Annotated in this window: 13 protein-coding genes; 9 read left to right on the top strand and 4 right to left on the bottom strand. The window is 51.0% G+C overall.

Features of this window, described 5'->3' with window-relative positions; translation table 11 throughout:
• Positions 1-104: 104 nt before the first annotated feature.
• Positions 105-1,115 carry a quinone-dependent dihydroorotate dehydrogenase gene (gene pyrD, locus OGX66_RS01960; protein ID WP_044701565.1) on the top strand — a complete coding sequence of 337 codons (1,011 nt, stop codon included), beginning with the start codon at positions 105-107 and terminating at the stop codon, positions 1,113-1,115.
• Between the two features lie 165 nt (positions 1,116-1,280).
• Positions 1,281-1,823, top strand: a complete 543-nt coding sequence (gene zapC / locus OGX66_RS01965; protein WP_003035852.1) for a cell division protein ZapC — start codon at positions 1,281-1,283, stop codon at positions 1,821-1,823.
• Here zapC and OGX66_RS01970 read toward each other — a convergent pair.
• Positions 1,820-2,926, bottom strand: a complete 1,107-nt coding sequence (locus OGX66_RS01970) for a YcbX family protein (protein WP_044700763.1) — start codon at positions 2,924-2,926, stop codon at positions 1,820-1,822. The genes zapC and OGX66_RS01970 overlap by 4 nt on opposite strands.
• Positions 2,927-3,024: 98 nt before the next feature.
• Here OGX66_RS01970 and rlmKL point away from each other — a divergent pair, with 98 nt between their 5' ends.
• The 6 genes from rlmKL to rmf all read left to right on the top strand — a co-directional run bounded on the left by rlmKL (position 3,025) and on the right by rmf (position 10,950).
• Positions 3,025-5,133, top strand: a complete 2,109-nt coding sequence (gene rlmKL, locus OGX66_RS01975) for a bifunctional 23S rRNA (guanine(2069)-N(7))-methyltransferase RlmK/23S rRNA (guanine(2445)-N(2))-methyltransferase RlmL (RefSeq protein ID WP_087879486.1) — start codon at positions 3,025-3,027, stop codon at positions 5,131-5,133.
• 12 nt (positions 5,134-5,145) lie between these two features.
• Positions 5,146-7,053, top strand: a complete 1,908-nt coding sequence (locus OGX66_RS01980) for an ABC transporter ATP-binding protein (protein ID WP_003836846.1) — start codon at positions 5,146-5,148, stop codon at positions 7,051-7,053.
• Between the two features lie 14 nt (positions 7,054-7,067).
• On the top strand, positions 7,068-8,321 hold the full coding sequence (gene pqiA / locus OGX66_RS01985; protein WP_003035862.1) for a membrane integrity-associated transporter subunit PqiA: 1,254 nt from the start codon (positions 7,068-7,070) through the stop codon (positions 8,319-8,321).
• Positions 8,322-8,325: 4 nt separating this feature from the next.
• Entirely contained in the window at positions 8,326-9,966 is a 1,641-nt protein-coding gene (pqiB, locus tag OGX66_RS01990; protein ID WP_003836843.1) for an intermembrane transport protein PqiB, read from the top strand.
• Positions 9,963-10,526, top strand: coding sequence for a membrane integrity-associated transporter subunit PqiC (gene pqiC / locus OGX66_RS01995; protein ID WP_003035868.1), 564 nt, complete (start codon positions 9,963-9,965; stop codon positions 10,524-10,526). Before pqiB ends, pqiC begins: the two co-directional genes overlap by 4 nt.
• A gap of 256 nt (positions 10,527-10,782) precedes the next feature.
• Complete coding sequence (rmf, locus tag OGX66_RS02000) at positions 10,783-10,950, top strand: ribosome modulation factor (RefSeq protein WP_003035871.1); 168 nt, start codon at positions 10,783-10,785, stop codon at positions 10,948-10,950.
• Between the two features lie 107 nt (positions 10,951-11,057).
• On the opposite strand, the gene fabA is transcribed toward rmf, so the two are convergent.
• Positions 11,058-11,576 (bottom strand): bifunctional 3-hydroxydecanoyl-ACP dehydratase/trans-2-decenoyl-ACP isomerase, encoded by a 519-nt coding sequence (gene fabA, locus OGX66_RS02005; RefSeq protein WP_003035875.1) that lies wholly within the window; start codon positions 11,574-11,576, stop codon positions 11,058-11,060.
• A gap of 68 nt (positions 11,577-11,644) precedes the next feature.
• Positions 11,645-13,405, bottom strand: coding sequence for an AAA family ATPase (locus OGX66_RS02010; protein ID WP_094544804.1), 1,761 nt, complete (start codon positions 13,403-13,405; stop codon positions 11,645-11,647).
• A 185-nt stretch (positions 13,406-13,590) separates the two neighbouring features.
• On the opposite strand from OGX66_RS02010, the gene matP reads away from it, so the two are divergent.
• Positions 13,591-14,043, top strand: coding sequence for a macrodomain Ter protein MatP (gene matP / locus OGX66_RS02015; RefSeq protein WP_003035881.1), 453 nt, complete (start codon positions 13,591-13,593; stop codon positions 14,041-14,043).
• 89 nt (positions 14,044-14,132) lie between these two features.
• Here matP and ompA read toward each other — a convergent pair whose 3' ends face one another.
• Positions 14,133-15,191, bottom strand: coding sequence for a porin OmpA (ompA, locus tag OGX66_RS02020; protein ID WP_088902481.1), 1,059 nt, complete (start codon positions 15,189-15,191; stop codon positions 14,133-14,135).
• Between the last annotated feature and the right edge of the window lie 266 nt (positions 15,192-15,457).

Here is a 15,457-nt window from a genome sequence, read left to right on the forward strand (position 1 = left end):
AGCAGGAAAACGATTGCTATTTATTGCCGCAGGTCAATTCCCTTTTTGCTCGCGATCGCACATAATACGCCCCCGGTTTGCACACCGGGAATCCAGGAGAGTTCATGTACTACCCCTTCGTTCGTAAAGCCCTTTTTCAGCTCGATCCAGAGCGCGCTCATGAATTGACATTCCAGCAATTACGTCGCATTACCGGCACACCGCTTGAAGCGCTTGTGCGCCAGAAAGTACCGGCAAAACCGGTTACCTGTATGGGGTTAACGTTTAAGAATCCGCTCGGGCTTGCTGCCGGACTGGATAAAGACGGGGAGTGCATTGATGCGCTCGGCGCGATGGGATTTGGTTCCATTGAGATTGGTACCGTGACGCCACGCCCTCAGCCGGGTAACGATAAACCGCGTCTGTTCCGTCTGGTCGATGCAGAAGGTTTGATCAACCGTATGGGGTTTAATAACCGCGGGGTTGATAACCTGGTTGAGAACGTTAAAAAATCGCATTTTGACGGTATTCTGGGGATTAATATTGGTAAGAATAAAGATACCCCAGTAGAGAACGGCAAAGATGACTATCTGATTTGTATGGAAAAAGTCTATGCTTATGCGGGTTATATCGCGATTAATATCTCTTCACCGAATACGCCGGGATTACGTACGCTGCAATACGGCGAGGCGCTAGACGATCTCCTGACGGCAATTAAAAATAAGCAAAATGATCTGCAAGCGATCCACCATAAATATGTTCCAGTGGCGGTAAAGATCGCGCCGGATCTTTCTGTGGAAGAACTGATCCAGGTTGCTGACAGTTTAGTTCGTCATAATATTGATGGCGTAATTGCGACTAACACCACGCTCGATCGTTCTCTCGTTCAAGGAATGAAAAATTGCGATCAAATGGGTGGCCTGAGCGGTCGACCATTACAATTAAAAAGTACAGAAATTATTCGCCAGTTGTCTCAGGAATTAAAAGGCCAGCTGCCGATTATTGGTGTTGGTGGTATCGACTCGGTGATTGCTGCACGTGAGAAAATAGCTGCTGGTGCAACCCTCGTACAGATTTATTCGGGCTTTATTTTTAAAGGTCCGCCGTTGATAAAAGAAATCGTCAGCAATATCTGAATGCTACCTTAATCACAAACCAGGGCTTTATTTCTAGCCCTGGTTGTTTTATATTCCTTTACTGTTGCTTATTTAAACATTCTGAGCTTTTATTATTAGGGCAATAAACGAAGCGGCAAAAGGATACTGTCGTAACGGTGATGATTAAGGAAAGGAGAGAAACTGATGCGAATTAAACCCGACGATAACTGGCGCTGGTATTATGATGAAGAGCATGATCGTATGATGCTCGATTTAGCCAATGGCATGTTATTCCGCTCGCGTTTTGCTCGTAAAATGCTCACTCCTGATGCATTTTCTCCGTCAGGTTTTTGTGTTGATGACGCCGCGCTTTATTTTTCCTTTGAAGAAAAATGTCGCTACCTGGATTTAGCCAAAGAACAAAAAGCGGAACTGGTGCTCAATGCGCTGGTGGCGATTCGTTATCTCAAACCGCAAATGCCGAAAAGCTGGCACTTTGTTGCGCACGGTATTAACTGGTCGCCGGTCGTGGGTGACGCTGCCTGTGTTGATTTAAGCGATACCGATGAACAGGTAAACCTGTTAGTGGTTGAGCCGGGTGAAAACGCCGCGCTTTGTCTGCTTGCGCAACCTGGTGTGGTTATCGCCGGGCGCACGATGCAGCTTGGCGATGCGATTAAAATAATGAATGACAGACTGAAACCGCAAGCAGTAGTTGACAGTTTCAGCCTTGAGCAGGCGGTTTAGCTCTCCAGCCTGATTGCCGTTTTGGGAATACAGCTGCAGCACAGAATCGTTCCGTCGTCCCCTATCGCTGATTTCTTCAACGGGCTAACTTCGCCATCTACCAGTCGAATTCGACAGCATCCGCAAATGCCTGCCCGGCATGAATAGGGAACCCGGATACCCTGGTTTTCCAGCTGCTCAAGCAATACCTGCTGATTATTTCCGCGAAAGGTCTGTCCCTGCCAGTCAATAAGCACCGTGGCATCAGGTTGTTGTTCGGGTGCAGTGTCGTCTGATTCCGCCGCGCCGTACGCTCTGGCGGGGCCGGTTGCCAAAATTTCTACCTCATCGCCGACGCGAATAACGCCACTGTTGCGTGCGATAAGATTCTGGCCGAAATCGACATCGCCGTTATCTACCGCAGTACGGAAGGTTTGCAGTGTTGCGAGCGGTTCGCCGGATGGATGTTTCTGGCCTTTTTCCGGGCTAACGGTAGTGAAAATACAGCGGCTACAGGGTTTTGCAACATCAAAAATGACGTCGCCAATACGAATCACTTTCCAGGTATCTTCTTCCCAGGCGCCAGCTCCCGAAACCACCAGATTGGGGCGAAACTGTTCCATTTTGACGCTTGCCGGACAGCGCTGTTGCACATCGCGCAGGGATGCTTCGTTGGCCAGCAGATAGGGATAACCATCAGCGAAGGATAAAGGAACATCAACATGTCGTTTTACACGGCGCGTCAGCTGCGGACCGACCCAGCGTAACTGCACGTCACGGGAGAAAAAACTGCTAAGCCACTGGTTAATAGCCACTGGCGCAATGCGCGCGGTAAAATGATTACCCCATACTTCAGTTGGCGCATCCTGGGTGGCGAAGTCGGCAAATCGTACGAGTGCACTGCTGCCGTCTGGAGCCGTAAGATGCAGCCCATCGTGGAATGGGGATGGCGTAAAACGGACCATTTGTGGGAACTGGCGGGCGGTTATGAACGTTCCGTCAGGTTCAGTGATCATAAATATACGGTCAAAGGCGAGACCGCTGACGTCGGCCAGGGCATGCGTGAGCCCAATGCCGCGCATTGATTTAACCGGATGAATAAAAAGTCGGGTTAACGTGACCACTGTACAGCCCCTCGAATGAAAATAAGCCTTCAACTTTATGACATACAGCCCATATTAGCTATAATGCGCAGCAATTTTCTCGGAGTAAAAGTGACATTATGAATTCTCTGTTTGCCAGTACGGCCCGCGGGCTGGAAGAGCTGTTAAAAACTGAACTGGAAAACCTCGGCGCGCAGGAGTGTCAGGTCGTTCAGGGTGGGGTCCATTTTAAGGGCGACACGCGGCTTGTTTACCAGAGCCTGATGTGGAGTCGCCTGGCCTCGCGCATTATCCTGCCGATGGGAGAGTGCAAGGTCTACAGCGATCTTGATCTGTACCTCGGCGTTCAGGCAATCGACTGGACAGAGATATTTAACCCTGGTGCTACGTTTGCCGTTCATTTTAGCGGCCTGAACGAAACCATTCGTAACAGCCAGTACGGTGCGCTAAAGGTCAAGGATGCGATTGTCGATGCATTTACCCGTAAAAATATGCCGCGTCCGAATGTGGATCGTGAATCTCCGGATTTGCGCATCAACGTCTGGTTGAACAAAGATACCGCCAGCATTGCGCTCGATCTGAGCGGTGATGGTTTGCACCAGCGTGGCTATCGCGATCGCGCGGGTCAGGCACCGATTAAAGAAACGCTGGCCGCCGCTATTGTTATGCGTTCTGGCTGGCAACCGGGAACCCCGTTACTCGATCCGATGTGTGGTTCCGGCACACTGCTGATTGAAGCGGCGATGTGGGCAACCGATCGCGCGCCGGGCCTGCACCGCGGGTACTGGGGCTTCAGCGGTTGGGCGCAGCACGACGAAGCCGTCTGGCAAGAAGTTAAAGCCGAAGCGCAGGTGCGTGCGCGTAAGGGACTGGCTGACTATACCTCGCATTTTTATGGATCCGACAGCGATGCGCGCGTGATTGAAAAAGCGCGCAGTAACGCTCGCCGCGCCGGTATCGCCGATCTGATGACATTTGACGTTAAAGATGTCGCCAAACTGAGCAATCCGTTGCCGAAAGGACCGTATGGGACGGTTATCAGTAACCCGCCTTACGGCGAACGTTTGGATAGCGAACCGGCGCTGATTGCCCTGCACAGCCTGCTGGGCCGAACGATGAAAAACCAGTTTGGCGGCTGGAATTTGTCGCTGTTCAGCGCCTCTCCGGATCTGCTCAGCAGCCTGCAATTACGTGCCGACAAGCAGTTCAAGGCGAAAAACGGCCCGCTGGATTGTGTGCAGAAAAACTATCACGTTGCAGAGACCACCGCGGACAGCAAGCCTGCCACGGTCGCGGAAGATTATGCTAACCGCCTGCGCAAGAACATCAAGAAACTGGAAAAATGGGCGCGTCAGGAAGGCATTGAATGTTATCGCCTGTATGACGCTGACCTGCCGGAATACAACGTTGCTGTGGATCGTTACGGTGAGTGGGTCGTGGTTCAGGAATATGCTCCACCGAAGACAGTTGATGCACAAAAAGCGCGTCAACGCCTGTTTGACATTATTGCCGCAACGCTGTCAGTACTGGAAATCGCGCCCAATAAACTGGTGCTGAAAACCCGTGAACGGCAGAAAGGCAAGAATCAGTATCAGAAGATGAATGAGAAGGGTGAATTCATTGAGGTAAGCGAGTACAACGCGCGCCTGTGGGTGAACCTGACTGACTACCTTGATACGGGTTTATTCCTCGATCACCGTATTGCGCGCCGTATGCTGGGGCAGATGAGTAAAGGTAAGGACTTCCTTAACCTGTTCTCCTACACCGGCAGCGCCAGCGTACATGCAGGATTGGGCGGTGCGCGTAGCACCACGACGGTTGATATGTCGCGTACCTATCTGGAATGGGCGGAACGCAACCTGCGTCTGAACGGCCTGAGCGGTCGCGCTCACCGTTTAATTCAGGCCGATTGCCTGGGCTGGTTGCGTGATGCCAATGAACAGTTTGATCTGATTTTCATCGATCCGCCGACGTTCTCTAACTCAAAACGTATGGAAGACTCGTTTGATGTGCAGCGCGATCATCTGGCGCTGATGAAAGATCTGAAACGTTTGCTGCGTAAAGACGGCACGATCATGTTCTCCAACAACAAACGTGGGTTCCGTATGGATCTCGACGGTTTGGCTGAACTGGGATTGAAAGCACAAGAAATCACCCAAAAAACGCTTTCCCAGGACTTTGCCCGTAACCGTCAGATCCACAATTGCTGGCTGATTACCGCAGCCTGAAAGGAAAATTAAATGTCATTAATCAGTATGCATGGTGCATGGCTGTCGTTTAGCGATGCGCCGCTTCTTGATAATGCTGAACTGCATATCGAAGATAACGAGCGGGTCTGTCTGGTTGGCCGTAATGGCGCGGGCAAATCGACGCTGATGAAGATCCTGAACCGTGAACAGGGTCTTGACGATGGGCGTATTATTTATGAGCAGGATCTGGTTGTGGCGCGTCTGCAGCAGGATCCGCCGCGCAACGTGCAGGGTAGCGTCTACGATTTTGTCGCCGAAGGGATTGCAGAACAGGCGGTTTACCTCAAGCGTTATCACGATATCTCGCATCTGGTGATCGCCGATCCGAGTGATAAAAACCTCCAGGAACTGGCGAAGGTTCAGGAACAGCTGGATCACCACAATCTGTGGCAGCTGGAAAACCGTATTAATGAAGTACTGGAACAGCTTGGCCTGGAAGCAGACATGGAGCTGGCATCGCTTTCCGGCGGCTGGCTACGTAAGGCGGCGCTGGGCCGCGCGTTAGTGAGCAACCCGCGCGTGCTGCTGTTGGATGAACCGACGAACCACCTGGATATTGAAACCATCGACTGGCTGGAAGGGTTCCTGAAAACTTTCAATGGGACAATTATTTTCATTTCCCATGACCGTTCATTTATCCGCAATATGGCGACGCGTATTGTCGATCTTGACCGCGGCAAGCTGGTGACCTATCCGGGGAGCTACGATCAGTATCTGCTGGATAAAGAAGAAGCGTTGCGCGTAGAAGAGTTACAAAACGCGGAATTTGACCGCAAGTTGGCGCAGGAAGAAGTCTGGATCCGTCAGGGTATCAAAGCGCGTCGTACGCGTAACGAAGGTCGCGTGCGCGCACTGAAAGCCATGCGTCGCGAGCGTGGCGAACGTCGCGAAGTGATGGGCACAGCGAAGATGCAAGTCGAAGAGGCTAGCCGTTCAGGTAAGATTGTTTTCGAAATGGAGAATGTGGATTACCAGGTTGACGGAAAGCAGCTGGTGAAAGATTTCTCCGCGCAGGTGCAGCGTAGCGACAAGATCGCGCTAATCGGACCTAACGGCTGCGGCAAAACAACGCTGCTGAAGTTGATGTTAGGTCAGCTTCAGGCTGACAGCGGACGCATTCACGTCGGTACCAAGCTGGAAGTGGCCTATTTCGATCAGCACCGCGCCGAACTGGATCCCGATAAAACCGTGATGGACAACCTGGCTGAAGGTAAGCAAGAGGTGATGGTTAACGGTAAACCTCGCCATGTGCTGGGTTACCTGCAGGACTTCCTGTTCCATCCGAAACGTGCGATGACGCCAGTACGTGCGCTCTCTGGCGGGGAACGTAATCGCCTGTTATTGGCGCGTTTGTTCCTGAAACCCAGCAATCTGTTGATTCTCGATGAACCAACGAACGATCTTGACGTCGAAACGCTGGAACTGCTCGAAGAGTTGATTGATAGCTACCAGGGCACCGTGCTGCTGGTGAGCCACGACCGTCAGTTTGTCGATAATACCGTGACCGAATGCTGGATCTTCGAAGGCGGCGGTAAAATTGGTCGTTATGTCGGCGGTTATCATGATGCGCGCAGTCAACAATCGCAGTATGTGGCGTTTAAGCAGCCAGTTGCGAAAAAAACAGAGGAGCCAGCCGCTCCTAAAGCAGAAATTGTCAAACGCGGCACCAGCAAACTAAGCTATAAACTGCAGCGCGAACTGGAGCAGCTCCCCGCGTTGCTTGAAGAACTGGAAGCTAAGCTGGAAGCCTTACAGGCTCAGGTTGCTGACGCCGCGTTTTTCAGTCAGCCTCACGAGCAAACGCAACAGGTGTTAGCTAATTTGAACGAAGCGGAACAAGAACTTGAGCAAGCCTTTGAGCGCTGGGAGTATCTTGAGTCTTTGAAGAATGGCGCATAATTAAAGGAGCACCTATGTGCGAACATCACCATGCCGCGAAGCATATTTTGTGCTCGCAGTGTGACATGCTGGTGGCGTTACCTCGCCTTGAGCATGGTCAGAAAGCGGCATGTCCACGATGTGGCACTACGTTAACCGTTGAGTGGGACGCGCCCCGGCAGCGTCCCACTGCCTATGTTTTAGCCGCACTATTTATGCTGCTGCTGTCAAACCTCTTTCCCTTTGTGAATATGAACGTCGCAGGGGTGAGTAGTGAAGTGACGTTGCTGCAAATTCCCAGCGTGCTCTTTTCTGAAGATTACGCCAGTCTCGGCACCTTCTTTATCTTATTCGTTCAGCTAGTTCCGGCCTTTTGCCTGCTGACGATCCTGCTACTGGTAAACCGGGTTCAGATGCCCGAGCGGCTTAAAGCATGGCTGGCGCGCATTTTGTTTCAGTTAAAAAGCTGGGGAATGGCAGAAATCTTCCTCGCCGGCGTGCTGGTGAGCTTTGTTAAGCTGATGGCCTACGGCGATATCGGCGTGGGCAGCAGCTTTATTCCGTGGTGCTTCTTTTGCGTTTTACAGTTGCGTGCATTTCAGTGCGTTGACCGTCGCTGGCTATGGGATGATATTGCGCCAATGCCTGTCATAAAGCAGGCCTTAAAACCTGGCGTGCCTGGTATTCGACAGGGACTGCGTTCCTGCTCTTGCTGCACTGCAATACTTCCCGCTGATGAACGGGTGTGCCCACGTTGTCAGACGAAAGGTTATGTGCGGCGTAAAAACAGTCTGCAATGGACGTTGGCATTACTGTTTACGTCAATCATGCTTTATCTTCCTGCCAATATTCTGCCGATTATGATTACCGATTTGCTCGGGTCAAAGCTGCCGTCAACCATACTTGAGGGGGTGGTTTTAATCTGGAGCGAAGGCTCGTATCCGGTGGCTGCAGTTATCTTTATCGCCAGTATTATGGTGCCGACGTTGAAAATGATCGCCATTGCCTGGCTATGCTGGGACGCCAAAGGGCACGGCAAACGCGACAGTGAACGTATGCACCTGATTTATGAAGTTGTGGAATTTGTCGGTCGCTGGTCAATGATCGACGTATTTGTGATTGCGGTACTCTCTGCGCTGGTGCGCATGGGAGGGTTAATGAACATTTATCCTGCAATGGGTGCTTTGATGTTTGCTTTAGTCGTCATTATGACAATGTTTTCTGCGATGACATTTGATCCGCGTCTGTCGTGGGATCGTGAACCAGAACCAGGCCATGAGGAGTCCTGACAGCATGGAATCTAAAAGTGGGGAAGCCAAAGTGCAAAAGGTAAAAAACTGGTCGCCCGTGTGGATATTTCCTATCGTCACTGCACTCATTGGCGCGTGGGTTCTGTTTTATCACTACAGTCATCAGGGGCCACAGGTCACGCTTATTACCACCAATGCCGAAGGTATTGAAGGGGGCAAAACGACGATTAAGAGCCGCAGTGTGGACGTCGGCATCGTTGAGAGCGCAACCCTGACGGATGATCTGACCCATGTGGAGATTAAAGCGCGCCTTAACTCCGGAATGGAAAAGCTGCTGCATAAAGATTCTGTCTTTTGGGTGGTGAAGCCGCAGGTTGGACGTGAAGGTATAAGTGGGCTCGGCACGCTATTGTCCGGGGCTTATATTGAACTGCAGCCTGGCAATAAAGGCAGTAAGCTGGAAAATTACCAACTGCTGGATTCACCGCCGCTGGCCCCGCCAGATGCAAAAGGGATCCGTGTGATTCTGGACAGCAAAAAAGCCGGTCAGTTGAGTCCGGGCGATCCGGTGCTTTTTCGCGGCTATCGTGTAGGTTCGGTTGAAACCAGTACATTTGATGCGCAAAAGCGTACGATCAGCTATCAGCTTTTCATTAATGCGCCTAACGATCGTCTGGTGACAAGTAATGTGCGTTTCTGGAAAGACAGCGGGATCGCCGTAGATCTTACCTCAGCAGGTATGCGCGTAGAAATGGGATCGCTCTCCACGCTGTTTGGCGGTGGTGTAAGTTTTGATGTGCCAGAAGGTTTAGAGCAGGGCGAGCCGGTCGCACAACAGTCAGCGTTTAATCTTTATGACGATCAAAAAAGTATTCAGGATTCACTGTATACCGATCATATCGATTATCTGATGTTCTTTAAAGATTCGATTCGTGGCCTGCAGCCTGGTGCGCCGCTGGAATTCCGTGGCATCCGCTTGGGTACGGTGAGTAAAGTACCTTTCTTCTCACCGAATATGCGCCAGGTGTTCAACAATGATTATCGCATTCCGGTGCTGGTACGCATCGAACCAGAACGTCTGAAGGCGCAGCTGGGCGAAGATACTGATGTTGGTGCTCATCTGGCGGAATTGCTTAAACGCGGATTACGGGCATCGCTCAAAACCGGGAACCTGGTGACCGGCGCGCTTTATGTCGATCTCGACTTCTATCCGAAAGAGCCGCCGATTACTGGTGTACGCGAATTTAATGGTTATCAAATTATTCCGACCGTGAGCGGTGGTCTGGCGCAGATCCAACAGCGTCTGATGGAAGCGTTGGATAAGATTAATAATCTGCCGCTGAACCCGATGATTGAGCAGGCAACCAATACGCTGTCGGAAAGCCAGCGCACGATGAAGCATCTGCAAACCACGCTGGATAACATGAACAAGATCACGTCCAGCCAGTCGATGCAGGATCTTCCGGCGGATATGCAGAACACGCTGCGTGAACTAAATCGTAGCATGCAGGGCTTCCAGCCTGGTTCTGCGGCCTACAACAAGATGGTGGCAGATATGCAGCGTCTTGATCAGGTGCTACGTGAACTGCAACCGGTACTGAAAACGCTGAACGATAAGAGTAATGCGCTGGTATTTGAAGCGAAGGACAAGAAAGATCCAGAGCCGAAGAGGGCGAAACAATGAAAAAGTGGCTAGTGGTGATGATGGCGGTCTGGTTGACGTCATGCAGCTCCAGCGGAGAGAATAAAAGCTATTACCAGCTCCCTATCGCACAAGGCGGTGTGCAGAGCTCCGCCAATCAGGGAAACCGTCTGCTGTGGGTTGAACAGATTGCGGTACCTGATTATCTGGCCGGTAATGGGGTGGTTTACCAGACCAGCGATGTGCAATATGTTATAGCCAATAATAATCTCTGGGCCAGCCCATTAGATCAGCAATTGCGCAATACGCTGGTTGCTAACCTCAGCATGCAGTTGCCTGGCTGGGTTGTTGCTTCGCAGCCGCTGGGAAGCACTCAGGACACGCTGAACGTCACCGTAACCGGCTTCCACGGTCGTTACGATGGTAAGGTTATCGTGAGTGGAGAATGGTTGCTGAATCATCAGGGACAACTGATCAAACGTCCATTCCACATCGAAGCTGTACAGACTAAAGACGGCTACGATGAGATGGTGAAGGTTCTTGCTAACGCCTGGAGTCAGGAAGCGACGGCTATTGCTCAAGAGCTGAAACGCATCCCATAAGCTTAAATAATTGTAAATTATGCCGCCCCTGGCTCACCGCCCGGGGCGGTTTTTTTTATTTTTTTAGCCGTGGAGATAGCTGTTCTGACTGACTATTTTTGTACAAATGATTTAGAGGCTAGCTCACAAATATGACACTGGCGTGAATTTTGCGCATTGACGAGCCTAATGTTTAGGGGTATTCGTTTAGTGTGATTGCACACTTAGTAATCACTGTTTTCTTTTCCACCAGACCAAAAAATGAGGGAAACGAGGCATGAAGAGACAAAAACGAGATCGCCTGGAACGGGCACATCAACGTGGATATCAGGCCGGCATTGCCGGACGCTCAAAAGAAATGTGTCCCTATCAGACGCTGAATCAGAGGTCATACTGGCTGGGAGGCTGGCGAGAAGCCATGGGGGATAGGGTTTTAATGGCCTGATTCTGTCTCTTTAGATAAAAGAAACCTCCGCAGAGCGGAGGTTTCGCCTTTTTGCACACCAGATAAAACGGAGAAACGTTAATGTCTGGCTGCTACGCAGTCCTGGATTAGAACGCGGAAGTGTCCTGGAACAGACCCACTTTCAGATCGTTTGCGGTGTAGATCAAACGACCATCAACCAGCACTTCACCATCAGCCAGGCCCATGATCAGGCGACGGTTAACGATACGTTTGAAGTGAATGCGGTAAGTGACTTTCTTCGCAGTCGGCAGAACCTGGCCGGTGAATTTAACTTCACCTACGCCCAGCGCACGGCCTTTACCTTCGCCGCCCAGCCAGCCGAGATAGAATCCAACCAGCTGCCACATGGCGTCGAGACCCAGGCAGCCCGGCATCACCGGATCGCCGATAAAGTGACAACCGAAGAACCACAGGTCTGGGTTGATATCCAGTTCAGCTTCAACATAACCTTTGTCAAAGTTGCCACCGGTTTCGGTCATCTTGATGACACGGTCCATCATCAGCATGCTTGGTGCTGGCAGTTGTGGCCCTTTTGCGCCAAACAGTTCACCGCGACCAGAGGCAAGAAGGTCTTCTTTCGTATAGGATTCGCGTTTATCTACCATGTTCTCTGTAAGCCTTATTTTATTGAAGCACGCAGGATAGCTAACACGTGTACGCTGAACAAGTCCGATCAGTTCGGAATAATCCAGTTCAGCCAACGTAGCGGCCATGGAAAACGGTGACGACCTTCCTGTTGCGTAGCCGTGGCAATACGCTCCTGAATGGTTTGCATCAGCGTTGTCTGGCCTTCGCCATCCCACACCAGATTTAACAACAGTGGCAGCGCATCAGTTACGTCGTCCACCGCCCAGATAGTGAATTTTTCTTCTTCTATGGCCTGTAGCAGCGCGGGATTCAGGCTGAGGTGTCTGACGTTAGCCGAAGGAATGATAACGCCCTGCGTGCCCGTCAGCTCACGTTGCTGGCAGATGGCGAAGAAACCTTCAATTTTCTCATTCAGACCACCGACAGGTTGCGCCCGACCAAACTGATCGACAGAACCGGTAATGGCGATACTTTGATTAACAGGCACGTCGGCGAGGGCGCTGATCAATGCGCACAGTTCTGCCATAGACGCGCTGTCACCGTCCACTTCGCTGTAAGATTGCTCAAAGGTCAGCGAGGCAGAGAAGGGGATTTGCTGCTCAAGCTGGAGTTCCGACATCAGGAACGCCTGCATAATCATCATACCCTTGGCATGAATATTTCCGCCGAGCTCGGCTTTGCGCTCAATGTCCGTAAACTCGCCGTCGCCAATATGCACGACGCAACTGATACGAGAAGGCTCGCCAAATGCGCGTGGGTGGCCTGGAAACTCAATCACCGACAAGGCGTTGATCTGGCCAATACGCTCGCCTTCTGTCTCGATAAGGATTTGCTCTTGCAGAATTTCATCCTGCATGCGTTCAGCCAGGAATCCCTCACGCCATTCGCGCTGAGCCAGCATCAGGCTGAACTGCTCAGCGTTGCAGGTTTCGCTCTCGCATAACGGGGCCACCTCTTTGAACTGTCTGGTGATCCACAGCGGGTTAAGCGGCAATGTATCCTGTTCACCGGTATAGCGAACGGCTTCACGGATCAAAACCTGCCAGGCATCAGGAGCGGGGTAAGGCAAATTATTGCGCATGGCAGTATGCGTGACCCACTGACACCACTGCGTCATGGTTTCGGCATCCACGATCTGCAGATTATCTTCAAACTCGCTGTAAATGGCCTGTTCAGCCAACTCTGGTTCCATGTCCTGGAAATCCGCCAGCGATTCACGCTCGCCCACCAAAATCACTTTCAGTTTAAGCGGCATAGGCGGAACAGAGACAGGCAGCGGGCGAGACTCATCAAAAGCCACCCAATCAAAACGCTCGTGGCTGACAATGGCTTTCAGACGCATCCACAACAGAGGTTGGGCCAACAGCGTGCGCAATGAGATAACCAGCACCCCCCCATTGGCCTGATGTACCAGACCTGGCTGCAGCGTAATTTCGCCATTGAACTGACGTAGACAACCAAACAGTTGTTCAGCTTCGGCCCAGTCAGCGCTGACCACCTGCGTCAACGTCGCAAAATTGTCTTCCGCTTTTTCAGCTGTACGATAACGAATAGTGTGACCGGAGATGTCGTAATGACCGCCAGTCAGGCTTCCTGCATCCGTGTGCAAGGGACGTGCAGCCTTTGCAATAAGGTTGAGATACTCAAGCTCCTCCGGTGCTTTCACCAACATGAACGAGGATGTTGTCCAGTGCTGAAGAAGCTGCTCTAGCGCGAATTGTAAACGTGGCTGAGTATCACTAAGTAAGGTGTCGGTGTCGTCAGTGACGTGCGGCTGTGCAAATACTTCCTGATAACTGTCGGTATCAGGAACCAGATCACGCCATGCAAGTTTCGTAATGGTCAAAGTTGATGTTTTTTAGTCTGTTGTAAAAAACGAGATTATACCGTAACCCTCACCACTAAACACCTGGAAAGCGCCGCGAAACGGTTGTGATGACGCGCGGCAGTTCACAGGCTGGATATTCTTTTCTTCAGATGCCGAAAAAGCTGATATTCTGATAAGAGTTACACGGTAACATTGAGATCGCAATGAAATATCAACAACTTGAAAATCTTGAAAGCGGATGGAAATGGAAGTACCTGGTGAAGAAGCATCGCGAGGGGGAGTTGATTACCCGCTATGTGGAAGCCAGCGCTGCCAAAGAAGCCGTTGATTTGTTGCTAACCCTCGAAAATGAACCGGTTCGGGTCAACGCCTGGATTGAAGAATACATGAACCCTGCACTGCTCAATCGTATGAAGCAAACGATCCGGGCGAGGCGTAAGCGGCACTTTAATGCAGAACATCAACATACGCGTAAGAAATCGATCGATCTGGAGTTTATGGTCTGGCAGCGTCTGGCTGGTCTTGCGCAGCGGCGTGGAAAAACGCTTTCTGAAACTATAGTGCAGCTGATTGAAGACGCAGAGCATAAAGAGAAGTACGCGAACAAAATGTCGACATTGAAGCAGGATTTACAGGCGTTGCTGGGAAAAGACTAGCGGTTGGCTGGTGTAACAAGAGGCTTGTTTTGAGTGGAAAAAGATGAAAAAAAACCCCGCATAGCGGGGTTTTTTTATAAGACGATAACTTAAGCCTGAGGCTGAGTTACAACGTCTTTGATGCCTTTAACTTCGATCTCAACACGACGATCCGGAGCCAGGCAGTCGATCAGTGCAGCGCGAGCTTTCACGTTGTCACAGGTGTTGCCAGTAACTGGGTTGGATTCACCCATGCCACGTGCAGAGATTTTGTCAGAAGGAATACCTTTAGAGATCAGGTAATCAACAACGGACTGAGCACGTTTCTCGGACAGACCCTGGTTGTAAGCGTCAGAACCGATGCGGTCAGTGAAGCCCAGAACCACTACGGAACCGTCTTTCGGATCCAGGTTGCTCAGCTGGCTGTACATCTGGTCCAGAGCCTGCTGGCCTTCTGGTTTCAGAGTTGCTTTGTTGAAGTTGAACAGAACGTCAGACTTCAGAGTGAAGTGCTTGGTCTGTACTTCTGGAGCCGGAGCCGGAGCAACAACTACTGGAGCTGCTTCTTCCTGCTGGCCGAAACGGTAAGAAACACCAACGCTCAACAGGCCGTTATCCGGACGACCACCAACGGTGTTCGCGTCACCGATGTTGTTGGTCCACTGGTATTCCAGACGGGTAGCGATTTCAGGAGTAATTGCATACTCTACGCCGCCAGCGAATACTGGGGATACACCAGTGTCGTGGTCTTTGAAGCCTTGGTTGTTTTTAGCGTCTGCACGCCAAACCATACCACCCAGACGGGTATAAACGTCCAGATCGTCAGTGATTGGGTAACCCAGTTTAGCGGTCAGCTGAACGCCCTGAGCTTTGAAAGCGCCGTTATTGTGGTCATCGTAAGTCGCGCCTTTGTACGGCATACGACCTAACCAGTCGTAACCCATTTCAAAACCAACGTACGGGTTAACCTGATAACCACCGAACGCACCAGCACCCAGTTGGCTTTCGTGGGTAGGGCCGACGTTGTTGATCTGGTTGTTACCAATGTCATGGTACTGAGACCAGCCCATTTTAGCACCAGCGTACCAGGTGTTATCTTTCGGAGCGGCCTGCGCCACGGTAGCGAAACCAGCCAGTGCCACTGCAATTGCGATAGCTGTCTTTTTCATTTTTTGCGCCTCGTTATCATCCAAAATTCGCCATGAATATCTCCGAAGAGAGATAACACGGTTAAATCCTTCACCCGGGGACCAGTTCAATAGTTACTCTACCGATATCTGCGGCTTACGCCGAGCACCCCTGGCGATGTAAAGTCTACAACGTAGTTGAAAACTTACAAGTGTGAAGTCCGTCAGGCATATGAAAAAAAAAGGCTTGTATACATAATATTTAACATTTATTGATGACTAAATGCACTGAGGATTTCCTGAAAACC

It is taken from the genome of Citrobacter sp. Cf072, assembly GCF_030334485.1.
Lineage (GTDB): Bacteria > Pseudomonadota > Gammaproteobacteria > Enterobacterales > Enterobacteriaceae > Citrobacter > Citrobacter freundii.